The organism is Bradyrhizobium sp. 137, from assembly GCF_023074095.1.
Classification (GTDB): domain Bacteria; phylum Pseudomonadota; class Alphaproteobacteria; order Rhizobiales; family Xanthobacteraceae; genus Bradyrhizobium.
The window spans coordinates 140,991-164,454 of the sequence record NZ_JADPKU010000099.1 but is presented as its reverse complement, the minus strand read 5'-3'; the positions used below and the strand labels follow the sequence as shown (position 1 = coordinate 164,454).

Genomic DNA, 23,464 nt, shown 5'->3' with positions numbered 1-23,464 from the left:
CGGGTTTCGCGCTCGTTCGCAAAACCTGAGCACAATCAACGCTCTAACGAGCATTTTAGACGGCCAGCCGCCTTCACGGGCGGATTTCTGTTGCGGCCATAGGAGAGCCAAATGCCCAAGCTGAAGACCAAATCGGGCGCTAAAAAGCGCTTCAAGGTGACTGCCACCGGCAAAGTGATGCACGCCCAGCGCGGCAAGCGTCACGGCATGATCAAGCGGACGAAGAAGCAAATCCGTCAGCTTCGCGGCACCCGCGTGCTGTTCAAGACCGACGGCGACAACGTCAAGAAGTACTTCTTGCCGAACGCCTGATCGCGTCCACGATCACTGCCACCTCGCGCCGCCTTCGCGCGGCGATCCGAAAACGAAGTCATCTCTGAAGGATTTTTGTCATGTCTCGCGTCAAACGCGGTGTGACCGCTCACGCCAAGCACAAGAAAGTCTACAAGGCCGCCAAGGGCTTCTATGGCCGCCGCAAGAACACCATCCGCGCCGCCAAGCCGGCGGTCGAGAAGGCCATGCAATATGCCTTCCGTGACCGCAAGCGCAAAAAGCGGACATTCCGCGCGCTCTGGATCCAGCGCCTCAACGCCGCAGTCCGTCCGTTCGGCCTGACCTACAGCCGATTTATCGACGGCCTCGCCAAATCTGGCATCACCGTGGACCGCAAGGTGCTGTCGGATCTCGCGATCAACGAGCCCGCCTCGTTCCAGGCGATCGCCGAGAAGGCCAAGGCCGCCCTTGCGGCGTAACAGGGCCGACGCCGCGCTGGCGGCGTAGCCGTCCTCCACTGTGCTCTGCACAGCGTTCAGCTTGTGATGGCCCGGGCAGAGGCGCGTCTTGCCGCCTTACTGCCCCGGCCGTCATCTCTTGCGCAAGCATACTTCTCAGACGTGGATGCCCGGCAGCGCGCCGGGTGTGACGGGCTAGGATCATCGGCTCAGCATCCTGGCCAAAAGGGATTGCCATGACCGATCTTGCCCAGCTCGAAGCCCAGATCATCACCGACATCACCGCCGCGGCGGACGAGGCGGCGCTCGAAGCCGTGCGTGTCGCAGCCCTTGGCAAGAAGGGCTCGATCTCCGCACTGCTCGCAACGCTCGGCAAGATGTCGCCGGACGAGCGCAAGACGCAAGGCGCCGCGATCAACCAGGCCAAGGACAAGGTCACCGAGGCGCTCGCAGCAAAGCGCGACGTCTTGAAGTCGGCGGCGCTCGATGCCCGGCTGGCCGCCGAGACCATCGATGTCACGCTGCCCTTGCGCGATGCCGCGGCCGAGGCCGGCCGAATCCACCCGCTGAGCCAGGTCTGGGACGAGTTGACCACGATCTTCGCCGACATGGGATTCTCGGTCGCCGAAGGCCCTGATATCGAGACGGATGATTACAACTTCACCAAGCTGAATTTTCCGGAAGGCCATCCCGCGCGCGAGATGCACGACACCTTCTTCTTTCATCCGAAGGAAGACGGCTCGCGCATGCTGCTGCGGACCCACACCTCGCCGGTGCAGGTGCGCACCATGCTGAGCCAGAAGCCGCCCATTCGCGTGATCTGCCCGGGTCGCACTTACCGCATCGATTCGGACGCGACCCACACGCCGCAATTCCACCAGGTCGAAGGCCTCGTCATCGACAAGCACTCGCATCTCGGCCACCTCAAATGGATCCTGCACGAGTTCTGCAAGGCGTTCTTCGAGGTCGACCACATCAACATGCGCTTCCGTCCCTCGTTCTTCCCGTTCACCGAGCCCTCGCTTGAAGTCGACATCCAGTGCCGTCGCGACAAGGGCGAGATCCGCTTCGGCGAGGGCGAGGACTGGCTGGAGATTCTCGGCTGCGGCATGGTGCATCCGAACGTGCTGCGCGCCTGCGGCATCGATCCCGACGAGTACCAGGGCTTTGCCTGGGGCATGGGCATCGACCGCATCGCCATGCTGAAATACGGCATCGCCGATCTGCGCCAGCTGTTCGACAGCGACGTCCGCTGGCTGTCCCATTACGGCTTCAAGCCGCTGGAGGTACCGACGCTGGCTGGGGGGCTGAGCTCGTGATGATCAGCGCTGGGAGCAATTCCACAAAGACCCTTCCCGTTCCCTCCCCCCTTGTGGGGAAGGGTCAGGGAGGGGGTAGCCGCAGATGCCGCACACAGTGGTGAGCGACCGTCAGCGCAGCCGAGCGAAGCAACTTCGCCGCACGATGACGCGCGCTGAGACACTGCTATGGCGATATCTGAAAGCTAATCGCATGGATGGCCTGGGCGTCCGACGTCAGACACCGATCGGGAGTTACATCGCCGATTTCGTGTGCTTCTCATCGAAGCTAATTATCGAGCTCGATGGAGAATCTCACAATTTCGAGGAACGGCAGAAGGCAGATCAGCGTCGTGATGCGTTCTTCGTCGCGGAAGGATTTCAGGTTCTGCGTTTCACGAATGAGCAGGTGATGTCAAACCTTGAGGGAGTTGTCGAGGCAATCCGCGAGACAGCTTCCGTCAGAGCGCGCGGCTTACCCCCCTCCCTGCCCCTCCCCCGCAAGCGGGGGAGGGAATGGATAGAGCAAGTGCGTGGCGCTAGTCGTATGGATACGCATTCTCTGTCCGCTTCGCAGGTCGGGCTCCCTCCCCCGCTTGCGGGGGAGGGTTGGGGAGAGGGTTTCTCCGCGATGGGGCTGCCAATGGTCGATCCCAAGCATCCGGACTGGAAAGTATCGCCCAAGCTGCGCGCCAATGCGCGCGCGCTCAGGCGCAACTCGACCGATGCGGAGCGTATCCTGTGGTCAGAACTGCGCGCCAGCCGATTGAATGGCGCGAGCTTTCGCCGTCAGGTGCCCATTGATCACTACGTTGCTGACTTCGTCTGCCACGAGGCCAAGCTCGTCATCGAGCTCGACGGTGGCCAACACTTCTCAGATGAAGGCGAACGTGCCGATTGGCGTCGCTCTGCCGCAATCGAAGCGAAGGGCTTCAAGGTTCTGCGCTTCAACAATCACGAAGTGATGACAAACCGTTCCGGTGTTCTTGAAACAATAGTGACTGTCATTGCGGAGAGAACCCTCTCCCCAGCCCTCCCCCGCAAGCGGGGGAGGGAGCAGACCGTCTCCGTGGAGAAAAAGCAGCCATGAAATTCACTCTCTCCTGGCTGAAGGATCATCTCGACACCGACGAGCCCCTGGAAAGGCTCGCCGATAAGCTCACCATGATCGGGCTCGAGGTCGAGAACATCGAGGACAAGGCGAAGGCGCTGAAGCCGTTCACCATTGCCAAGGTGATCTCGGCCGAGCAGCATCCGAATGCGGATCGCCTGCGGGTCTGCATGGTCGACACCGGTGACGGTGGCGCGCCGGTGCAGGTCGTGTGCGGCGCGCCGAATGCGCGGGCCGGGCTCGTCAGCGTGTTCTCGCCGCCCGGCACCTACATTCCCGGCAAGGACATCACGCTCGGGGTCGGCACCATCCGCGGCGTCGAGAGCCGCGGCATGCTGTGCTCGGCGGCCGAGCTGCAGATATCCAACGACCATGACGGCATCATGGAATTGCCTGCGGACGCGCCGATCGGCGCCGGCTACGCCGAATGGGCGGCGCTTGGCGATCCCGTGATCGAGATCAACCTGACCCCGAACCGGCAGGACTGCACAGGCGTGCACGGAATCGCGCGCGATCTTGCCGCTGCCGACATGGGCAAGTTCAAGGACCCCATGATCAAGCCGATCAAGGGCGAATTCCCCTGCCCGGTGAAAGTGACGATCGAAGACGCCACGCTGTGCCCGGGCTTCGCGCTGCGCCTCGTGCGCGGCGTCAAGAACGGCCCGTCGCCGGAATGGCTGCAGAAGCGGCTGACCGCGATCGGGCTGCGCCCGATCAACGCGCTGGTCGATATCACCAATTTCATGACGTTCGATCGCGCACGGCCGCTACATGTGTTCGACGCCAAGAAAGTGAGCGGCAATCTCGTCGTACGGCGCGCCCGCGAGGGCGAGAGCCTGCTGGCGCTCGACGGCCGCACCTACGATCTCGATCCCAATATCTGCGTGATCGCGGATGAGCACGGCGTCGAATCGCTTGCCGGCATCATGGGCGGCGAGGCCTCGGGCTGCGACGAGAACACCACCGACGTTCTGATCGAATCGGCGCTGTGGAACGAGATCAACATCGCCCAGACCGGCCGCAAGCTCGGTGTGAATTCGGATGCGCGCTACCGCTTCGAGCGTGGCGTCGATCCGGCCTTCATGGTGCCGGGGCTCGAGCTCGCGACCAAGCTGGTGATGGAGTTGTGCGGCGGCACGCCGTCCGAGACCGCCGTGGTCGGCAAGGCCTTCGGCGACGACCGCGTGATCGATTTCCCGGTCACCGAAGTCAAGCGTCTGTCCGGCATCGAGGTGCCCCAGCCGGAGATGAAGCGCATCCTGACCCATCTCGGCTTCATGATGGCGGGCCCAGGCCCGGTGGTGAAGGTCGCAGTCCCCTCCTGGCGCACCGACGTGCACGGCAAGGCCGACATCGTCGAAGAGATCGTGCGCATCTTCGGTGTCGACAAAGTGCCGATGACGCCGTTCGAGCGCGGCGAAGACGCACGCAAGCCTGTGCTGACCCCGCTTCAGCTGCGCACCCGGCGCGCGCGGCGCGCGCTGGCGAGCCGCGGCATGGTCGAGGCCGTGACGTGGTCGTTTATCGCAAAACCCGCGGCAAAATTGTTCGGCGGCGGCCAGCGCGAGCTCGAGGTGGCGAACCCGATCGCATCCGACCTTTCCGACATGCGCCCGACGCTACTCGCGGGCCTGCTCGCGGCGGCGCAGGCCAATGCCGATCGCGGCTTTGGCGACGTCGCGCTGTTCGAGGTCGGGCAGCTGTTCAGGGGAGACCGCCCGCAAGATCAGTTCATGGCGGCGAGCGGCGTACGCCGCGGCTTTGCGTCCTCGGAAGGTCTCGGCCGGCACTGGTCCGGTTCCGCGCAGGCTGATGTGTTCGACGCCAAAGCCGATGCGCTGGCGGTGCTCGCCGCTGCCGGCGCGCCGATGCAGGCGCTTCAGATCGTCGCCGGTGGCCCCGGCTGGCTGCATCCGGGGCGTTCGGGCACGATCCAGATCGGTCCGCAGAACGTGCTTGGCTATTTCGGCGAGATGCACCCGCGCGCGCTCGAGGCGCTCGGCGCCGACGGCCCGCTGATCGTGTTCGAGGTGATCCTCGACCGCATTCCGGAGGCGAAGAAGAAGCCGACCCGCGCCAAGCCTGTGATCGAGCTGTCGGCGTTCCAGCCTGTTACGCGCGACTTCGCCTTTATCGTCGATCGCACAGTCAAGGCCGGCGACATCGTGCGCGCGGCGCAAGGCGTCGACAAGAAGCTGATCACCGGGGTCAACGTCTTCGACGTCTACGAGGGCAAGGGCATCGATGACGGCAAGAAGTCGATCGCGATCGCGGTCACGATCCAGCCGCGCGAGAAGACGCTGACTGACCAGGAGATCGAGGCTGTGGCCGCGAAGGTCGTGGCCGAGGTGACGAAGAAGACCGGCGGCACTCTTCGCGGATGAGCCTGACGGACTTTCTACCGAAGGACGTCAGCCTCACCATTGCGATGGCGCTTTGCGCCGTCGCGTTCGTTTCGGGCACCGCCCGCGGCTTCTCCGGCTTCGGTTCGGCGCTGATCTTCATGCCGCTGGCGAGCAGCATCGCTGCGCCGCGGCTCGTGGCTGCCTTGCTGCTCGTGATCGATTTCGTCGCGGCCGCGCCGCTCCTGCCCGACGCCTGGCGTAAGGCGGACCGCAAGGGCACCGCCGTGATCGTGCTGGGCGCGCTGATCGGCGTGCCCCTTGGGACCTATTTCCTCAGCGTACTCGAGCCCGTCACCACGCGCTGGATCATCTCCTGCTTCGTCGCCTCGCTGCTGCTCCTGCTGCTGTCGGGCTGGCGCTATCGCGGCAAGGACCACACCTGGCTCTCGGTCGGCATCGGCGGCCTTTCCGGCTTCTGTAGCGGGCTGGCGCAGACCGGCGGTCCACCGATCGTCGGGTATTGGCTCGGCCGTCCGATTGCGCCGATCGTCGCGCGCGCCAACATCGTGCTGTTCTTCGGCGCGTCGGATTTCTTCTCGATGGTGAGTTACGCGAGCACGGGCCTGATCTCGCGCGAGTCGCTCGCGCTTTCGCTGATCGTCGGCCCGGTCTATGCGATCGGCGTCGCGTTCGGTGCATCACTGTTCGGCCGCGCGAGTGAGAAGGTGTTTCGCGGCATCTGCTACGCGCTGATCGCGCTGGCGGTGATTGCCGGGCTGCCGGTGCTGGATGGGATATTGCGGTAAACCAATGCTGTCGTCCCCTGCGAATGCAGGGGAACCATACCGCGTGATCTATCGATTAGGCACGAGTGACAGCCCCGACGAAGATCTTTTATCTGCTGGTCTTCGCCAAGCTCTCCCTGTGGTTTGTGGGTCCCTGCGTTCGCAGGGACGACAGCGGAGTGTTTGGGGACTGATTGCCTCACTGCCGCGGCACGCGTCGCTTCTTGGTCGACTGCGTCGGGACATCCGCCGGCTCGTCTTTGAGCGCGCCGATCTTGCGCAGCGCGGCGTCCGCGGCGCGTTCGCCGCTTTCCCAGGCGCCGTCGACGGTGCCCCACAGCGTCTCATGCGTGGCTTCGCCGGCAAGGAACATGTTGCCGATCGGCTCCGTCAAAACCTTTCGCGAGAGGTGACCGCCGGGCGCGGCCGCCGACATCGCGCCCATGACATAAGGCGAGGCATTCCAGCGCGTCGCGCTGGTCTTCTGCACGGCGGCCGCAGCTTCGCTGCCGAACAGTTTGGTGATCCACTCCTTCGCGAAAGCCGTCATCGCCTGCTCGCCCTGTCCGGAGAGATCGCGGCCGAACGAGCCGCCGACGTCGATTGAGCACAGCACGGAGCCGCCGATATTGGCGAACAACAGCGCCGTACGCGTCGAATTGCTCTGCTCGATCAGGGTGTCGTCGCGCGACAGTCCGAGCGGGTTGCCCGGCAGTTGCAGCACGATGCGATCGTAGCTGCCGAGGGTGAGCTTCGATGCCGCGTCCAGCGTGCGTTTCGGAATGTCGGGTCCGAACTTGATCGCGCCAGAGGTCAGTACGTTGGTCGAGACGGTGATGATGGCGGCGCGGGCCGCGATCTTGCCGCTTGGGGTCTCCACTCCGACATCGCGATTGCTCCAGACGATCCGGCTCACCGGCGTCGACAGCACCACCGGCGCCTGCTCGCCGAGTTTCGCGATCAGCGTCCCCAGACCCTGGCGGCAGGCGATCGCGCCATTGCGGTCCTGCGCGCGGGCCTTGTCGATGGCCGAAAGCTCCTTCAGATCCTTGCCCGCGAAGCCCGCGCCCAGCATGAACTCGGTCGCGCCAGCCCAGTCGCCGAGATCCTTCGGCAGCACGGAGGCGCAAGAGGTGTCCAGCTTGCCGCGCGCGGCGTCGTCGATGGCACGGTTGGTGCGGACCAGCGCGGCCAGGAACTCCTCGGTTTCGCCGGCGCGCGCATTGCGGCGGCCGATGCGCATTTTCTGGCCCGATGGCGCCGGCAGCACGTCGAGCCCGGCGCTGCGCGCCAGCCGGATCATCGGATTGGTGTCGGGATTGTGCATCCAGCGCGCGCCGCGGTCGAACGGCGTGCCGAAAATCGTGCTATCCGTGATGCAACGGCCGCCGATCTGGGCCGCCGCTTCCACCACCACAACCCTGCGGTTGGCGGCCATGATGCGCCGCGCTGCGGCAATCCCCGCAGCCCCCGCGCCAATCACGACGACATCGGCCTCCCGCGGCGGGGTCGCGGCGGTCGCGCGCAGCACAGGCATCGCGGCAAGGCCCGCCGACGCCGAAAGGAAGCCGCGGCGCGTGATAGTCATGTCATGGTTTCCGGGGACTTGCGACGTATGGGAACAGCCCGCGAACCTTGCCGTATCTGATGTTGCGCAGCAACCATCATGGTGAATCAATCGTACTTGATCTCACAGAGTGATGAACCGAATTGCAACACGTTTGGACCATGATAGAGAAGGGAAAAAGACGGCCGGAAAAGGCCCTGGGGGGAGTTTGAGATGGGGACGGTCCTGGACTCGGTCGGCAAGCTGATTGCCGCGTACCTCTCGAAGGAGGTGCCGGGCTACGAGCCGTTCACGCCGAGCGACCCGGAGCACCTGCGCGGCGTCATCGAGCCTGGCGACGTGCTGCTGGTCGAAGGCAACAACCGCATCTCCGGTATCATCAAATATCTGACGCAGTCGACCTGGTCGCACGCTGCGCTCTATGTCGGTCCGATCGAGGGCGCGGAGGAGGCTGACGGCGAGCCGCATGTGCTGATCGAGGCCAATATCGGCGAGGGCGTCACCTCTGCGCCTTTGTCGAAATATTTTCCCTATCACACCCGCCTCTGCCGCCCGGTCGGGCTGTCCTATGAGGACCGTACCACCGTCTGCCGTTATGCGATCAACCGCATCGGCTTCGGCTACGACACCAAAAACATCGTCGACCTCATGCGCTTCCTGTTCCCGCTGCCGATACCACAGCGCTGGCGGCGGCGCATGATCGCGCTGGGATCGGGCGATCCCACCAAGATCATCTGCTCGGCGCTGATCGCGCAGGCGTTCGACGCCGTGCGCTACCCGATCCTGCCGAAGATCACCAAGGCCGGCAGCCGCGCCGCTCGCCGCGAAATTCTGCACATCCGCGATTCCTCGCTCTACATGCCCCGCGACTTCGACATCTCGCCCTATTTCGAAGTCGTGAAACCCACCATCGTGCACGGCTTCGACTACACAGCCTTGCACTGGGCCGACAAGCAGAAGCCGCTCGAGGAGGTGGCGGGCACATTCAGTGTGTTTCCAGAAACGCTCCGTGCGCCGCCGCTCGTTCCTGAGGCGTCTGACGAAGCGACGCCGGCTGAAATTTCGGCTGAAGAAGTGAGCAAGCAACCTGCCGAGATGGCCGAACGAATGTCGGAGCATTTCCCGCTGCTAAAGAGATTGGCGATGTACCGCCCGCGGCGGCGGGGACGGGCAAGGGAGAGGGTGGCGTAGACCGCCTCCCCGCTGTCGTCCTGGCGAAAGCCAGGACCCGTTACCCCAGAGTGCAGTTTGACGAAGGCTCCGCGTTGGGTACGATTACCGCGCGCAGCCGAGAGATTCCGCGGTATGGGTCCTGGCTTTCGCCAGGACGACGCTGGGGCGTATCTCGCGCGTCCCTTTGCAAAGTCATTCTACAGTCATTGCGAGCGCAGCGAAGCAATCCAGACTGCCGCCGCGGTGAGATTCTGGATTGCTTCGCGGAGCCTGTCATCGGGGCGCGCTTCGCGCGGACCGTTGGCTTGCAATCGCGAAAGTAGGAACCTACCGCTCCGCCCGTCCGATCACTGTCATCAGCTCCGCGATCTTCTCGCGCTGATCGGCCTTGTCGCCACTGGCGATGGCGTGCTCGACGCAATGGGCGACGTGATCCTTCAGGATCTCCTCCTCGACCCGGCGCAGCGCGGCGCGCACCGCCGAGATTTGCGTGACGATGTCGATGCAGTAGCGATCTTCCTCCACCATTTTCGAGAGGCCGCGAACCTGACCCTCGATCCGGCCGAGACGTTTTCCGACAGATGTCTTGATGTCCATGCGCATGGGGCCTATATACCCCCCTAGGGTATCAATTGCAAGGGCGGAGCCTCGCCATGAACGACGCCGACCACGGGGACCATCACAAGCAGGAAACACATGCCGGATGCGGCTGTTCCAGGAAAGCCGCGCCGGCCGCAAAGCCGGCATCCTCCTGTTGCGGCGGCCACGGCGATCATGCCGGCCACGCCGATCATCATCACGGGCATGACCATGGCGGTGTCGCGACGAAGGTCCTCGATCCCGTCTGCGGCATGACGGTCGATCCCACGACCTCGAAGCACCACCTCACACATCACGGCGAGACGTTCCATTTCTGCTCGGCCGGCTGCCACACCAAGTTCGCCACCGATCCCGCCAAGTACCTCGCCAAGGACAAGGCGCCCGAGCCCGAGATGCCCGCGGGCACGATCTACACCTGCCCGATGCACCCCGAGATCCGCCAAGTCGGCCCCGGTAGCTGCCCGATCTGCGGCATGGCCTTGGAGCCGGAAGTCGCGAGTCTGGAGGCCGGTCCCAATCCCGAGCTCGCCGACATGACACGGCGGTTCTGGATCGGCGGGGCGCTGGCACTGCCGGCCGTGGTGCTGGAGATGGGCGGCCACCTCGCCGGCCCGCACAGCTGGATCGATCCGACATTGTCGAACTGGCTCCAGCTCTTCTTCGCCACGCCGGTGGTGCTGTGGGCCGGCTGGCCATTCTTCGTCCGCGGCTGGCAGTCGCTGCGGACGCGCAACCTCAACATGTTCACGCTGATCGCGATGGGCACAGGGGTGGCCTATGTCTACAGCGTCCTCGGCACCGTCGCGCCGCAAATATTCCCTGATACCTTCCGTGGCCATGAGGGTGCGGTCGCCGTTTATTTCGAGGCAGCTGCCGTGATCACGGTGCTGGTGCTGCTCGGCCAGGTGCTGGAGCTGCGCGCACGTGATGCGACCTCGGGCGCGATCAAGGCGCTGCTCCAGCTCGCGCCGAAGACCGCACGACGCGTCGAGCCTGATGGCAGCGAGCACGAGGTCGAGATCGATACGCTGCATGCTGGCGACCGTCTGCGCGTCCGCCCCGGCGAGAAGGTGCCGGTCGACGGCATCCTTCTCGAAGGCCGCTCTTCGCTCGACGAATCACTCGTCACGGGCGAATCCATGCCGGTCACCAAGGAGAGCGGAGCCAAGGTGATCGCCGGCACGCTGAATCAGTCCGGCAGCTTCATCATGCGTGCCGACAAGGTCGGGCGCGAGACGCTGCTGTCGCAGATCGTGCAGATGGTCGCCGACGCACAGCGCTCGCGCGCGCCGATCCAGCGCTTGGCCGACCAGGTCGCCGGCTGGTTCGTGCCGGCCGTGATCGTTGTCGCGCTCGCGGCCTTCGCTGCCTGGGCTTGGTTTGGACCAGAGCCGCGTCTCGCCTTCGGTCTCGTCGCAGCCGTCAGCGTGCTGATCATCGCCTGCCCCTGTGCGCTCGGGCTTGCGACTCCGATGTCGATCATGGTCGGTGTGGGCCGCGGTGCACAAGGAGGCGTGCTGATCAAGAACGCCGAGGCGCTGGAGCGAATGGAGAAGATCGACACGCTGGTGGTCGACAAGACCGGCACGCTGACCGAGGGCAAGCCCAAGGTGGTGGCGATCGTGCCGGCTGCCGGCTTTGCCGAGGATGACGTCCTTCGCCTCGCCGCCAGCGTCGAGCGTGCCAGCGAGCATCCCCTGGCCGACGCGATCGTGCGCGCGGCAAAGGAGAAGCAGCTCACTCTTGAGCAAGTCGAGCATTTTGACTCGCCGACCGGCAAGGGCGCGACCGGCAAGGTCGAGGGCAAGAGCATCGTGCTCGGCAATGCCAGATATTTGTCGTCGATCGGAATCGACACCAAGCTGCTCGACGCCGAAGCCGAGCGGCTGCGCGGCGACGGTGCGACGGTGATCAACATGGCCGTGGACGGCCGGCTCGCCGGCCTGTTCGCGATCGCCGATCCGGTCAAGGCGTCGACCCCGGAGGCGCTGAAGGCACTCGCGGCCGAAGGCATCAAGGTCATCATGCTGACCGGCGACAACCGCACCACGGCGCAAGCGGTGGCGCGCCGGCTCGGCATCGCCGAGGTCGAGGCCGAGGTGCTGCCGGACCAGAAGAGCGCGGTGGTCGCCAAGCTGCAAAAGGCCGGCCGCAGCGTCGCGATGGCCGGCGACGGCGTCAACGACGCGCCAGCGCTGGCGGCCGCCGAAGTCGGCATCGCAATGGGCACCGGCACCGATGTGGCAATGGAGAGCGCTGGCGTGACCCTGCTCAAGGGCGATCTCGTCGGCATCGTGCGCGCGCGAAGACTGTCGCAGGCGACGATGAGCAACATCCGCCAGAACCTGTTCTTCGCCTTCATCTACAACGCCGCGGGCATCCCGATCGCAGCCGGCATCCTCTATCCGGCGTTCGGCCTGCTGCTCTCGCCGATCATCGCTGCGGCGGCGATGGCGCTGTCCTCGGTGAGCGTGGTCGGGAATGCGCTACGGCTGCGTGCGACCAGGTTGTGAATCGCTTGCGCGGCCAGGCAAGATATAGGTAGCCCGGACAGGCCAAGCGACACGCGAGGAGAGATATCTGATGCAGCGAATTACGATCACGATCGAGGATGATCTGCTGGCGGAGATCGACGCGGCGGCGGAAGCGCGCGGTTACCAGAACCGCAGCGAGATCATCCGCGATCTCGCCCGCGCCGGCCTGCAGAAGAGCAGCGAGGATACCACGCAGACCGGCTCCTGCGTCGCGGGGCTCGTCTACGTCTATGACCACGCCGCCCGAGATCTCTCAAAACGCTTGGTGCAGGAATTCCATGGCCATCACGACCTCGCGCTGGCGACCCTGCACGTCCATCTCGACGACGACAATTGCATGGAGATGACGGCGCTGCGCGGCGCCGCCTCCGAGGTCAAGCATTTCGCCGATCACATCATCGCCGAACGCGGCGTGCGCTACGGTCGCGTGGTGATGATCCCGACCGGCGAAGCCAAGCACGTAAAGGCGCGCAAGCACAGGCAGGGCCATCGGCATGAGTAGCGTCTAGCCGCACACGCGGTGCCGACCCCTCTCCCCTTGCGGGAGAGGGTGGCTCACCGCGGAGCGGTGAGACGGGTGAGGGGTATGTCTCCGCACATCCAACTCTCATTTGAATGCGAAACAACCCCTCATCCGGCGCTTCGCGCCACCTTCTCCCACAAGGGGAGAAGGTAAGAATGAAGCCGCCCTTGCCGATGCCACATTGGGTGTCTACCTCTCGCGTGTTGCTTATTTCAGAGGGTCCCCATGCTGGATGCCGCCGTGAAGGCGTTGTCGCAAATGATCTCGCCGCCGATGCGCTCGATCCTGTGGCGATCGATCGGGCTTGCGCTGGTGCTGATCACCATCCTGGCGATCGGCCTGCAGCGGCTCCTCAGCTGGTTTGCGACCTCTGGCGAGGTCTGGCTGGAGGGCCTGCTCGGGCCCGGCTGGCATTCCTCGCTTGAAGTCCTCTCGTGGATCGTCTCGATCGCAGCGGGCCTCGGCGTCGTGTTCGGCGGCGTCTTCCTGATGCCCGCGATCACCTCGCTGGTGGCGAGCCTGTTCGTCGACGACGTCGCCGACGTCGTCGAGCGTGAGCATTATCCCGCCGAGCGGCCGGGCGTTGCGCTGCCATTCGGCCAGGCAATCCTCGAGGGCATCAAGACCGCGCTGCTGACGATTGTGGTTTATCTGATCGCGTTGCCGCTGGTACTCTTCGCCGGCGCCGGCTTCCTGATCTTCTTCCTCGCTGCCGCCTGGCTGCTCGGCCGAGAATATTTCGAGCTCGCGGCCATGCGCTTCCGCCCGCCGGAGCAAGCCAAGGCGATGCGGCGCGACAACGCCGCAACCATCTTCACCGCCGGTCTCTTCATCGCCGCCTTCGTCTCGATTCCGATCGTGAATTTGGCGACGCCGATCTTCGGCATGGCCTTCATGGTCCACATGCACAAGCGGCTATCCGGTCCGCGGCCCGAACTGATCGAGCCGGCGCGGCAGATGCGGTGACGCGCCCGGCGCGGCACTCAGACCGTCTTCTCCGGCCAGCGGCAGAGATCGTTGATCAGGCAAACCTCGCAGCGCGGCTTGCGCGCGAGACAGGTGTAGCGGCCGTGCAGAATCAGCCAATGATGGGCGTGCAGCATGAACTCGGCGGGGATCACCTTTTCGAGACCGAGCTCGACCTCGAGCGGCGTCTTGCCGGGCGCAAGCCCGGTGCGGTTGCCGACGCGGAAGACATGCGTGTCGACCGCCATGGTGTGCTCGCCAAAGGCCATGTTGAGCACGACATTCGCGGTCTTGCGTCCCGCGCCGGGCAGCGACTCGATCCCCGCGCGCGTCCGCGGCACCTCGCCACCGAATTCGCTGAGCACCTTTGCCGACAGCGCAATGACGTTTTTCGCCTTGGTGCGATAGAGGCCGATGGTCTTGATGTACTCGCGTAGGCGCTCCTCGCCGAGATCGAGCATCTTCTGCGGGGTGTCGGCCACCTCGAACAACGCGCGCGTCGCCTTGTTCACGCCGGCGTCGGTGGCCTGCGCCGACAGCACCACGGCGACCAGCAGCGTGAACGGGTTGACGTGCTCGAGCTCGCCCTTCGGCTCCGGATTGGCCTTGCGGAAACGGCTGAAGGCCTCGTGAATTTCGGCGGGCGTCCAGGGTTTTGTCGCTTTGAGCGATTTCTTCGCGGGGGCCCTCGGCTTCGCAACGGCCGGCTTTGGCTTTTTCTTCAGCCCGGGAGTTTTGCGCGGGACCGGCTTGCGGGTGATTTTCGCCATGATTGGGATATACTGAGCGACGATGAGCACAGGCAACGAAATTGAGCGCAAGCCTTCTGAAGATCCGCGCGAAGTGCAGATCTTCTCCGCGCTGCTGACGCCACATCGCTCGCTGAATCGCACCGGCTTCCTCGCCGTGATGCTGTTCCTGAGCGTGGTCAGCTTCGTCACGGGGCTCGCCTTTCTGATGATGGGCGCCTGGCCGGTGTTCGGCTTCTTCGGGCTCGACGTCCTCGTGATCTGGTGGGCCTTCAAGGCCAATTTCCGCGCCGCGCGGGCCAGCGAGGAGATCATGGTCACCCCTTCCGAATTGCGCGTGCGTCGCGTCAGCGATCGCGGCCAGGTCGCCGAATGGACGTTCAATCCGCTCTGGGTCCGGCTCGACATGGAAATCGACGAGGACTTTGGCATCGAGCATCTCTACCTCATCTCGCGCGGCCACCAGATCCAGATCGCCCGCTTCCTCGGGCCGGACGAAAAGGCAAGCTTTTACAAAGGCTTGTTTGAGGCATTGAACGCCGCCAAGCGCGGCCCGACCTACAACCCGGTCAGCTGATTCCAGATCGGAAATCGGGTGGTTTCGCACCCTTCCCTCTCCTACATTTCGGTCATGATGACACTCGCCATACATGACCAGCGCCTGGCCAAGCCGGGCCCCCAGAACGCCGCGCTGCGCGACTATGATTCCGTGCGCCGGGCGATCGCGTTCATCTCCGAAAACTGGCGGACGCAGCCGACCATCGAGGCGATGGCAGATGCGGCCGGCGTCACGCCCGATGAGCTGCACCATCTGTTCCGCCGCTGGGCCTCGATCACGCCGAAGGCATTCATGCAGGCGCTCACCCTCGACCATGCCAAGGGGCTCCTGCGGGATTCTGCGAGCGTCCTCGATGCGGCGCTCGACTCCGGCCTGTCAGGCCCCGGCCGCCTGCACGATCTCTTCGTCACCCACGAAGCGATGTCGCCGGGCGAATGGAAGAACGGCGGCGTGGGATTGACGCTGCGCTACGGCTTCCATCCCTCGCCATTCGGCACCGCGATCGTGATCGCGACCGACCGCGGCTTGTCGGGGCTGGCCTTCGCCGACCATGGCGAGGAGAAGATCGCGCTCGCCGACATGACGCGACGCTGGCCAAAAGCGACTTATGTGGAAGATCACGAAGGCACCGCGCCGTTGGCGCAGCGCATCTTCGACACGAAGCTGTGGCGGCCGGACCAGCCGCTACGCGTGGTCCTGATCGGCACTGATTTCGAGGTGCGGGTGTGGGAGACCCTGCTGAAGATTCCGATGGGACGCGCGGTGTCCTATTCCGACATCGCCTGCAACATCAACAGCCCGAAGGCCTCGCGCGCCGTCGGGGCCGCGGTCGGCAAGAACCCGGTCTCGTTCGTGGTGCCCTGCCACCGCGCCCTCGGCAAGAGCGGCACGCTCACCGGCTACCACTGGGGCATCACCCGCAAGCAGGCGATGCTGGGCTGGGAGGCGGGGCGGCTGGGAATGCAGTAGCTATTGTCATCCCGGCCTGGTCGGCAATCGCGCAAGGTCGGGACGACACCGAATGTGAGGGCGCGGTCTCACCGCACCTCGCACGATCGCGGCCTACCCCGCCAGATCCAGTTTCGACGCCACGGTTGAATCCGCATTGAGGCGGTAGATGATCGGCACGCCGGTCGCGAGCTCGCGCTTCAAAATGCCTTCAGGTGAAAGCTTTTCCAGCACCATGATCAGCGCGCGCAGCGAGTTGCCGTGGGCGGCGACCAGCGTGCGCTTGCCATTGAGCACGCTGGGCAGAATCTCCTGCACGTAGTACGGCAGCGCCCGCGCGAGGGTGTCCTTCAGGCTTTCGCCGCCGGGCGGCGGCACGTCGTAGGAGCGGCGCCAGATCAGCACCTGGTCCTCGCCCCATTTCTTGCGGGCGTCATCCTTGTTGAGGCCGGAGAGATCGCCATAGTCGCGTTCGTTCAGCGCGAGGTTCTTCGAAGTCGGCAGGCCTTCCTGCCCGAGTTCACCGAGGATGAGGTCGAGCGTGTGCTGCGCGCGCGTCAGCACCGAGGTGTAGGCGACGTCGAACACCAGGCCCTGCGCCTTCAGCTTACGGCCGGCTTCCTTCGCTTCAGTCACGCCTAGCTCGGTGAGATCAGGGTCCTTCCAGCCTGTGAACAGGTTCTTCAGATTCCATTCGCTCTGGCCGTGGCGTACGAGCACGAGAAGACGTTCGCTCATTCACTGCTTTCCGTTTCGTTCAGATGTCAGACAGGCCGAGCACGTCGGCCATGGAGTAATGCCCCGGCTTCTTGCCATGCGCCCACAGCGCCGCCTTGAGCGCGCCATGGGCGAACAGCATGCGGTCCTCGGCGTGATGCGACAGCGTCAGGCGCTCGAACGGGCCGAGGAAGCTAACACTGTGATCGCCGGCCGCGGTGCCGCCCCGCAGCGAGGCAAACCCGATGTCGCCCGGGCGGCGCGTGCCGGTGAGGCCGTCCCGGCCGCGCGCGGCGTGCTCATCGAGCGGTATGCCGCGGCCGCTCGCGGCCGCCTGGCCCAGCATCAGTGCCGTGCCCGAGGGCGCGTCGACCTTCATGCGATGATGGGTCTCGACGATCTCGATGTCAAAACTCGGGTCGAGCGCTTTGGCGACGCGCTTGACCACGGCCGCGAGCAGGTTGACGCCGAGACTCATATTGCCGGATTGCACCACGACAGCGCGGTTGGTCACGCTCTTGATCACGGCGTTATCCGAGCCCGACAGCCCGGTCGTGCCGATGACGTGGACGAGGCCGCGCTCGGCGGCGATCGCGACATTGGCGATGGTCGCGGCCGGCACGGTAAAATCGAGGATGCCGTCGGCATCCTTGGACATCGCCCATAGGTCGGCAGAGAGCTTGATGCCGTTGGCCGGGAGGCCTGCGAGCACGCCGGCATCCTTGCCGAGCAGCTCCGAGCCCGGCGCCTCCAGCGCGCCGGCCAGCACTGCGCCTTTGCTCTCGGCAATCGCCCGCGTCAGCGCGCGGCCCATCCGGCCGCCGGCCCCAGCAACAATCAAGCGCATGTCGGACATGGTGTGATCCTCTCCGCTGCCGTTGTAGCGGGGGCAGACAGTTCCGGCAACCGAGGGGCCTGACACCATCGTCATTCCGGGGCGATGCGCAGCATCGAACCCGGAATCTTGAGATTCCCCGGTGCGCAATTGCGCACCTGAGGCCTGGGCCTTCGGACCATCCCGGAATGACGGCGTGCTTCAGCCGTCCGACGGCTGCGGGCCGTCATAGCCCTCGATGATAATGAGATCGGCGATGGAGTGCGGCTGGCGCACCTTGATGTTGGCTTGGTATTCCGGCGAGTTGTAGCAGGCGAGCGCGGTCTCGTAGTCCGGGAATTCGATCACGACGTTGCGGTTGCGGCTGGCGCCTTCGACGGCGGTGAACTTGCCGGCGCGAACGACGAAGCGGCCACCCCATTTCTTGAAGATCGGACCGTTGGCGACGGCATAGGGCTTGTAGCCCTCGTCATTGCTCACATCGACGCGCCCGATCCAGTAGCCTTTTGCCATTGTTGTTCTCCCTCTTGTTAATCAGCCGAGCGCCTGCGCGATCTCGGCTTGAATGGCTTCCGCGATTGCCTTGGGCTCGGTGGCTTCCACCACCGGCCGCCCGACGACGAGGTAGTCGGCGCCGGCAACGATGGCGCGGCCGGGCGCCATGATGCGCTTCTGGTCGCCGCTTGCCGAACCCGCCGGGCGGATGCCGGGCGTGACGAGGCTCATCTGATGGCCAACAATCTTGCGCAAGGCACCCACCTCTTCCGGCGAGCAGACGAGACCATCGACGCCGAGCACCTGCGCCTGCTGCGCGCGCGCTTCGACCAGTTCGGAGACGCCGAGCCGATAGCCGGCCGCGTGCAGATCATCCTCATTGTAGGACGTCAGCACGGTGACGGCGAGGATCTTCAGGTTCGAATTGGCGCGGCCTTCGACAGCGCCCTTCATGGTCTGTGGATAGGCGTGCACGGTGAGGAAGGTTGCGCCGAGCTTGGTGATGCTCTCGACGCCTTGCGTCACGGTGTTGCCGATGTCGTGCAGCTTGAGATCGAGAAAGACCTTCTTGCCCTTGTCGGCGAGCCGGCCGACCAGCGGCAAGCCATCGGCATAGGCGAGCCGGTATCCAATCTTGTAGAAATTGACGCTATCGCCGAGCCTGTTGACCATCGCTTCCGCGATATCGACGCTCGGCACATCGAGCGCAACGATCAAGCGGTCCTTCGGGGCGATCTCGGCTGGCGTCATGTCACCTCACATCATGCGTTGGGAAATGTCGATCAACTGCCGCACCAGTGCCTGCAACGCGGCGATATCGCCCTCGTTCTTCAGCCTGTCCATATCGTCATAGGCCTGGTCGGCAAAGGCAAGCGTGAGCTGGTTGGCAATCACATTGGCATGGCAGGAGGTCAGGATCAGCCGCAACGCCTGCAGCGCACGGGCCGCGCCCAGCCGGCTCTGTGAGGCGCCGGCGAGCGCGAAGACGCGATTGCGGAACACGTCGCCGCGCGCCTCGTGCAGATCGTGTACGCGGCTGACCCAGTCGATCGCGTTCTTCAGCAGCGGCGGCACCGAAGCATTATATTCGGGCGTGACGATCAGCACGCCGTGATGCGCGCCGATCATGCGCTTGAGATTGATTGCGTGCTTGGGCACGCCGGATTTGGCCTGGAGGTCGCCGTCATAGATCGGCAGCGGAAAATCAGCGAGCGAGATGCGGGTGATTTCGACGCCGGCCTGGGCGAATTCATACGCCGCGACCGCCGCCAGCTTCGCGTTATGCGAGCCGGTGCGCAGCGAGCCGGGAATGATCAGGATCTTGGGAGCTGACATCCAATCCAATGCGTTCGGCGAAAAGAGCCCGCCGCGCAAAACGAGGAGCCGGCGGAATTAATCCTTGCGATACACCCAGACGCGGGCCGGCGGAAGGTTCATCCAGATCCGTTCAGAGGCCTGTGTGGACACGCCGGGCAGTGATTTCGGGATCGGCGGCACCACCGCATAGGTGAACTGGATGAAGGGCGCACCGGGCGCCAGCGCCGTGAAGGCGTCGCGGACGAGCCGCAGCCGCGTCAGCATCGGTTTTGTGACGAGCGGCAGGCCGGAGACGACCGCGGAGGCCGGCTCGCTCAAGACGTTCCAGAGCGTATCGCGCAAGCGATAGGCATCGCCCTGCACCACCTTGGCCTGCGGGTAGCGGTCGCGCAGCAGCGCACAGAAGCCAGGATTGTATTCGACGAGGACGAGACGCTTCTGGTCGATGCCGCGCTCGATCAAAGCCGAGGTGATGGCACCCGTGCCGGGCCCGAGCTCGACTACCGGAGCGTCGGAGTCGATATCGACGTAATGGGCCATGGTCCGAGCCAGCAGCTTGCCCGACGGCATCACCGCGCCCATGTGCAGCGGCTTTTCGATCCACGATCTGAGAAAGCGTACCTCATCATCGAGACGAGGCTTCTTCAACGCACGCGCGGACGATGGCAATGGCATGTCTGGACCGGACGGGACCGCAGGACGCGGCGTGTCAGAAAATGGTCATAAAGACGTATAGGCCGAAGGCGGCACGGTCAAGACGCGTCAACTCGCCCGATTACCGAAGAAATCCTTGACCTTGGCGAAGAAGCCCTCTGATTCCGGCTGCGTATTGCCGGAGGACAGCTTTTCGAACTCGGCCAGCAATTCCTGCTGCTTCCTGGTGAGGTTCTGCGGGGTCTCGACCACGACCTGGACGTACATGTCGCCCATCTGGCGCGAGCGCAGCACCGGCATGCCCTTTGATGCGATGCGGAAGCGGCGGCCCGACTGGGTTCCGGCGGGCACCTTCACCTTGGCCTTGCTCTTCTCGATCGTCGGCACCTCGAACTCGCCGCCAAGGGCGGCTGTCACCATCGAGATCGGCACGCGGCAATGCAGATCGGCGCCGTCGCGCTGGAAGAACTGGTGCTGGGCCAGCGACAGGAAGATGTAGAGGTCGCCGGGCGGGCCGCCGCGGACCCCGGCCTCGCCCTCGCCGGCGAGCCTGATCCTCGTGCCGTCCTCGACGCCTTGCGGAATGTTGACTGACAGCGTGCGCTCGCGGGTGACCCGGCCCTGTCCCGAGCAGGACGGGCAGGCATCCTCGATCATCTGGCCGCGGCCCTGACAGCCGGGACAGGTGCGCTCGAGGGTGAAGAATCCCTGCGACTGCCGCACGCGCCCGGCGCCGCCGCAGGTCGAGCAGGTCTTCGGCTTGGTCCCGGCCTTGGCGCCGATGCCCGAGCAGGCCTCGCAGGTGACCGAGACCGGAATCTCGATCTGCGCGTTCTTGCCGCCAAAGGCTTCCTCGAGCGTGATCTCCATGTTGTAGCGCAGGTCGGCGCCACGCTCGCGACCGCCGCGGCCGCGCTGTCCAGCCATGCCGAACAGGTCTTCGAAAATGTCAGAGAAGGAGGAGGCGAAGCCCGCGCCGAAACCGGCACCGCCGCCGCCGAAACCGCCGCCCTGCTCGAACGCGGCATGGCCGTAGCGATCGTACGCGGCACGCTTGTCCTTGTCCTTGAGGATCTCGTAGGCCTCGTTGATTTCCTTGAACTTGACCTCGCTGGTTTGATCCCCCGGATTGCGATCGGGATGGAATTTCATCGCCAGCTTGCGAAACGACGATTTCAGCTTGGATTCGTCGGCGTCGCGATCGACCTCCAGGGTCTCGTAGTAGCAGCGCTTGGTGGACGTGGACATGATGAGCTCGGTCTATCCAATCGCGTATCAAGTCGGAGCGAAACGACGCCGCTGCGCGACGACATGAGCGTCCCTCCGCCTTACGGCGGAAGACGGCACAGCGGCGTTCAGCATAACGGCTGAGAATTGATCGATCGTAACGGGCGCCTTGCCCGCCCGTCCCGACGCGGCGGCCTCCCCCGCGAGGGGGGAGGTCGGTAGCGCGTGTGGGGTCCAAGCCGTCCGCATCGTTACCCTCTCGGGGTTCAGGCGGACTTCTTGTTGTTCTTGTCGTCGTCGACCTCGGTGAATTCCGCATCGACAACGTCGTCCTTGGCCGCATCCTTCTTGGCGTCGGCCTCGGCCTGTTGCTTGTACATGGCCTCGCCGAGCTTCATCGACACCTGGGCCAGCGTTTGGGTCTTGGCCTTGATCGCCTCGGCATCGTCGCCCTTCAGCGCTTCCTTGAGGTCGCTGACGGCATCCTCGATGGCGCGGCGCTCGCTCTCGGCGACCTTCGAACCGTGCTCGGCCAGCGCCTTCTCGGTCGAATGCACCAGGCCATCCGCCTCGTTCTTGGCGGTCACCGCCTCGCGGCGCTTCTTGTCCGCCTCGGCATTGGCCTCGGCGTCCTTGACCATCTTCTCGATGTCGGCTTCCGACAGGCCGCCCGAGGCCTGGATGCGGATCTGCTGCTCCTTGCCGGTGGCCTTGTCCTTGGCCGAGACGTTGACGATGCCGTTGGCGTCGATGTCGAAGGTCACCTCGATCTGCGGCATGCCGCGCGGCGCCGGCGGAATGCCCATCAGGTCGAACTGGCCGAGCATCTTGTTGTCGGCCGCCATTTCGCGCTCGCCCTGGAAGACGCGGATGGTGACCGCGTTCTGGTTGTCCTCGGCGGTCGAGAACACCTGGCTCTTCTTGGTCGGGATCGTGGTGTTGCGGTCGATGATGCGGGTGAACACGCCACCCAGCGTCTCGATGCCCAGCGACAGCGGGGTGACGTCGAGCAGCAGCACGTCCTTGACGTCGCCCTGGAGCACGCCGGCCTGGATCGCAGCACCGATCGCCACGACCTCGTCCGGGTTGACGCCCTTGTGCGGCTCCTTGCCGAACAGCTGCTTCACGACCTCCTGGACCTTCGGCATGCGGGTCATGCCGCCGACCAGCACGACTTCGCCGATCTCACCGGCGGTGATGCCGGCGTCCTTCAGCGCTTTGCGGCAGGGCTCGATGGTCTTCTGCACGAGGTCGTCAACCAGCGCCTCGAACTTGGCGCGGGTGAGCTTCATCGTCAAATGCTTCGGCCCGGTCTGGTCCGCGGTGATGAAGGGCAGGTTGATCTCGGTCTGCGTCGTTGAGGACAGCTCGATCTTGGCCTTTTCAGCGGCTTCTTTCAGGCGCTGCAAAGCGAGCTTGTCGTTGCGCAGATTGATGCCCTGCTCCTTCTGGAACTCGTCGGCCAAATAACCCACGAGGCGCATGTCGAAATCTTCGCCGCCGAGGAAGGTGTCGCCGTTGGTCGACTTCACCTCGAACACGCCGTCGCCGATTTCGAGAATGGAGATATCGAAGGTGCCGCCGCCGAGGTCGTACACCGCGATGGTGCCGGCCTTGGTCTTGTCGAGGCCATAAGCGAGCGCGGCCGCAGTCGGCTCGTTGATGATGCGCAGCACTTCGAGGCCCGCGATCTTGCCGGCGTCCTTGGTCGCCTGGCGCTGGGCGTCGTTGAAGTAGGCGGGAACGGTGATGACGGCCTGATCGACCTTCTGGCCGAGATGGGCTTCCGCGGTCTCCTTCATCTTCTGCAAGATGAACGCCGAGACCTGCGAGGGCGAGTAGGTCTGGCCGTCGGCCTCGACCCAGGCGTCGCCGTTGGAAGCCTTCACGATCTTGTACGGAACGAGCTTCTTGTCCTTCTCGACCATCGGATCGTCGTAGCGGCGGCCAATGAGGCGCTTCACTGCGAAGAAGGTGCGCTCGGGATTGGTGACGGCCTGGCGCTTGGCCGGCTGCCCGACGAGGCGCTCGCCGTCATCCGTGACGGCGACGATCGAAGGCGTCGTGCGCATGCCTTCGGAATTCTCGATGACTTTGGCGTTCTTGCCATCCATCACGGCGACGCACGAGTTCGTGGTGCCGAGATCGATCCCAATGACCTTTCCCATGGTCCTGATATCCTTCTTTTTGCGGCAGGTTGGTTGGGCCCGGAAGGCACCCGATCCAAACCCCCTAAGATCAAACATCCGCGATATTGCGATGATTGAGGCTCATATAGGAGGGGGGGAGGGGCCCGCAAGGACCGAACGCAAGTTTCGGCTGTGAAAACA

General features: G+C 64.6%; 23 protein-coding genes. 12 read left to right on the top strand and 11 right to left on the bottom strand.

What is annotated here, in order from left to right; translation table 11 throughout:
• The first annotated feature begins 111 nt into the window (after positions 1-111).
• From rpmI to IVA78_RS26325, 6 genes are all read left to right on the top strand, one after another.
• Complete coding sequence (gene rpmI, locus IVA78_RS26350) at positions 112-312, top strand: 50S ribosomal protein L35 (protein WP_008539890.1); 201 nt, start codon at positions 112-114, stop codon at positions 310-312.
• A gap of 80 nt (positions 313-392) precedes the next feature.
• The gene (rplT, locus tag IVA78_RS26345) at positions 393-752 is read left to right on the top strand and encodes a 50S ribosomal protein L20 (protein ID WP_247295030.1); all 360 of its coding nucleotides are present in this window, start codon (positions 393-395) and stop codon (positions 750-752) included.
• A gap of 215 nt (positions 753-967) precedes the next feature.
• A complete protein-coding gene (pheS, locus tag IVA78_RS26340) occupies positions 968-2,050 on the top strand; it encodes a phenylalanine--tRNA ligase subunit alpha (protein ID WP_247276551.1) in 1,083 nt (360 codons plus the stop codon).
• An 85-nt stretch (positions 2,051-2,135) separates the two neighbouring features.
• Positions 2,136-3,119, top strand: a complete 984-nt coding sequence (locus IVA78_RS26335) for a DUF559 domain-containing protein (RefSeq protein ID WP_247468586.1) — start codon at positions 2,136-2,138, stop codon at positions 3,117-3,119.
• Entirely contained in the window at positions 3,116-5,524 is a 2,409-nt protein-coding gene (pheT, locus tag IVA78_RS26330) for a phenylalanine--tRNA ligase subunit beta (RefSeq protein ID WP_247468584.1), read from the top strand. The genes IVA78_RS26335 and pheT overlap by 4 nt, the downstream gene beginning before the upstream one ends.
• On the top strand, positions 5,521-6,291 hold the full coding sequence (locus IVA78_RS26325; protein WP_247468582.1) for a sulfite exporter TauE/SafE family protein: 771 nt from the start codon (positions 5,521-5,523) through the stop codon (positions 6,289-6,291). The genes pheT and IVA78_RS26325 overlap by 4 nt, the downstream gene beginning before the upstream one ends.
• Positions 6,292-6,469: 178 nt before the next feature.
• Here the strand turns inward: IVA78_RS26325 and IVA78_RS26320 are convergent, their stop codons facing one another.
• Positions 6,470-7,858: an NAD(P)/FAD-dependent oxidoreductase gene (locus tag IVA78_RS26320; protein ID WP_247421446.1), complete on the bottom strand. Its 1,389-nt coding sequence runs from the start codon at positions 7,856-7,858 to the stop codon at positions 6,470-6,472.
• Positions 7,859-8,050: 192 nt separating this feature from the next.
• Between IVA78_RS26320 and IVA78_RS26315 the strand changes: the two genes are divergently transcribed.
• Positions 8,051-9,028 (top strand): YiiX/YebB-like N1pC/P60 family cysteine hydrolase, encoded by a 978-nt coding sequence (locus IVA78_RS26315; RefSeq protein WP_247276556.1) that lies wholly within the window; start codon positions 8,051-8,053, stop codon positions 9,026-9,028.
• Positions 9,029-9,337: 309 nt separating this feature from the next.
• On the opposite strand, the gene IVA78_RS26310 is transcribed toward IVA78_RS26315, so the two are convergent.
• Positions 9,338-9,613, bottom strand: coding sequence for a metal-sensitive transcriptional regulator (locus IVA78_RS26310; RefSeq protein WP_247468580.1), 276 nt, complete (start codon positions 9,611-9,613; stop codon positions 9,338-9,340).
• 50 nt (positions 9,614-9,663) lie between these two features.
• On the opposite strand from IVA78_RS26310, the gene IVA78_RS26305 reads away from it, so the two are divergent.
• From IVA78_RS26305 to IVA78_RS26295, 3 genes are all read left to right on the top strand, one after another.
• Entirely contained in the window at positions 9,664-12,123 is a 2,460-nt protein-coding gene (locus IVA78_RS26305) for a heavy metal translocating P-type ATPase (protein WP_247468578.1), read from the top strand.
• Positions 12,124-12,193: 70 nt separating this feature from the next.
• Entirely contained in the window at positions 12,194-12,646 is a 453-nt protein-coding gene (gene nikR, locus IVA78_RS26300) for a nickel-responsive transcriptional regulator NikR (RefSeq protein ID WP_247276559.1), read from the top strand.
• Positions 12,647-12,892: 246 nt separating this feature from the next.
• The gene (locus tag IVA78_RS26295; protein ID WP_247276560.1) at positions 12,893-13,633 is read left to right on the top strand and encodes a sulfate transporter family protein; all 741 of its coding nucleotides are present in this window, start codon (positions 12,893-12,895) and stop codon (positions 13,631-13,633) included.
• A 17-nt stretch (positions 13,634-13,650) separates the two neighbouring features.
• Here IVA78_RS26295 and nth read toward each other — a convergent pair whose 3' ends face one another.
• Entirely contained in the window at positions 13,651-14,403 is a 753-nt protein-coding gene (gene nth, locus IVA78_RS26290; protein WP_247276561.1) for an endonuclease III, read from the bottom strand.
• A 22-nt stretch (positions 14,404-14,425) separates the two neighbouring features.
• Between nth and IVA78_RS26285 the strand changes: the two genes are divergently transcribed.
• Together IVA78_RS26285 and IVA78_RS26280 are read left to right on the top strand one after the other, a co-directional pair.
• Complete coding sequence (locus IVA78_RS26285; RefSeq protein ID WP_247276562.1) at positions 14,426-14,959, top strand: DUF2244 domain-containing protein; 534 nt, start codon at positions 14,426-14,428, stop codon at positions 14,957-14,959.
• 54 nt (positions 14,960-15,013) lie between these two features.
• Complete coding sequence (locus tag IVA78_RS26280; RefSeq protein WP_247276563.1) at positions 15,014-15,910, top strand: bifunctional helix-turn-helix domain-containing protein/methylated-DNA--[protein]-cysteine S-methyltransferase; 897 nt, start codon at positions 15,014-15,016, stop codon at positions 15,908-15,910.
• Between the two features lie 93 nt (positions 15,911-16,003).
• Here IVA78_RS26280 and IVA78_RS26275 read toward each other — a convergent pair whose 3' ends face one another.
• From IVA78_RS26275 to dnaK, 8 genes are all read right to left on the bottom strand, one after another.
• Entirely contained in the window at positions 16,004-16,627 is a 624-nt protein-coding gene (locus tag IVA78_RS26275; protein WP_247276564.1) for a 2,3-bisphosphoglycerate-dependent phosphoglycerate mutase, read from the bottom strand.
• A gap of 19 nt (positions 16,628-16,646) precedes the next feature.
• On the bottom strand, positions 16,647-17,462 hold the full coding sequence (gene dapB, locus IVA78_RS26270; protein WP_247276565.1) for a 4-hydroxy-tetrahydrodipicolinate reductase: 816 nt from the start codon (positions 17,460-17,462) through the stop codon (positions 16,647-16,649).
• Between the two features lie 180 nt (positions 17,463-17,642).
• Positions 17,643-17,954, bottom strand: coding sequence for a DUF1330 domain-containing protein (locus IVA78_RS26265; RefSeq protein ID WP_247276566.1), 312 nt, complete (start codon positions 17,952-17,954; stop codon positions 17,643-17,645).
• Between the two features lie 21 nt (positions 17,955-17,975).
• The gene (gene pyrF, locus IVA78_RS26260) at positions 17,976-18,686 is read right to left on the bottom strand and encodes an orotidine-5'-phosphate decarboxylase (RefSeq protein ID WP_247276567.1); all 711 of its coding nucleotides are present in this window, start codon (positions 18,684-18,686) and stop codon (positions 17,976-17,978) included.
• A gap of 6 nt (positions 18,687-18,692) precedes the next feature.
• Entirely contained in the window at positions 18,693-19,271 is a 579-nt protein-coding gene (locus IVA78_RS26255; protein WP_247276568.1) for an NAD(P)H-dependent oxidoreductase, read from the bottom strand.
• Between the two features lie 57 nt (positions 19,272-19,328).
• Positions 19,329-19,928 (bottom strand): rRNA adenine N-6-methyltransferase family protein, encoded by a 600-nt coding sequence (locus IVA78_RS26250; RefSeq protein WP_247468575.1) that lies wholly within the window; start codon positions 19,926-19,928, stop codon positions 19,329-19,331.
• Positions 19,929-20,015: 87 nt separating this feature from the next.
• A complete protein-coding gene (dnaJ, locus tag IVA78_RS26245) occupies positions 20,016-21,155 on the bottom strand; it encodes a molecular chaperone DnaJ (protein ID WP_247276570.1) in 1,140 nt (379 codons plus the stop codon).
• Positions 21,156-21,400: 245 nt separating this feature from the next.
• A complete protein-coding gene (gene dnaK, locus IVA78_RS26240) occupies positions 21,401-23,302 on the bottom strand; it encodes a molecular chaperone DnaK (protein ID WP_247276571.1) in 1,902 nt (633 codons plus the stop codon).
• Between the last annotated feature and the right edge of the window lie 162 nt (positions 23,303-23,464).